Genomic DNA, 331 nt, shown 5'->3' with positions numbered 1-331 from the left:
TTCGGTGCGTCGCCGGGCGTGCTGGTCACGCCACGGCCGCAACCGGCCAGCAGCAGTACAGCCAGCACCATCGCACCACGTACGGTCTGCGCGCGCATCACTTCTTGCCCTCCTTGCCTGAGGGGGCCGATGCAGCGGTGGGCGCTTCCCTGGAACAGGCGCCGAGCAGCAGTGCCGCGGACAGGGCCAGGCTGAGGGGAAGCAGATGCGACGTCTTGGTCATGTCCGCGACGGCGTTTTCCAGGATTTTCTTGTTGGTGGCAGCCTCGCCGACACCCATGTTCAGGGTGACCTTGACGAGCTTCGGTACTTCCATCGGATTGGTGTAGCC

2 pseudogenes are annotated in these 331 nt (G+C 65.0%); both read right to left on the bottom strand.

The window, feature by feature from the left end:
* Nucleotides 1-98, bottom strand: a pseudogene (locus ABGA94_RS12515) (fimbrial protein); the annotation flags it as partial.
* A gap of 95 nt (nucleotides 99-193) precedes the next feature.
* Nucleotides 194-331, bottom strand: a pseudogene (rplE, locus tag ABGA94_RS12510) (50S ribosomal protein L5); the annotation flags it as partial.

The sequence above is a fragment of the Stenotrophomonas sp. 3diitr2024 genome (assembly GCF_042136455.1).
GTDB lineage: Bacteria > Pseudomonadota > Gammaproteobacteria > Xanthomonadales > Xanthomonadaceae > Stenotrophomonas > Stenotrophomonas sepilia.
This window is presented reverse-complemented; position numbering and strand designations above follow the sequence as displayed.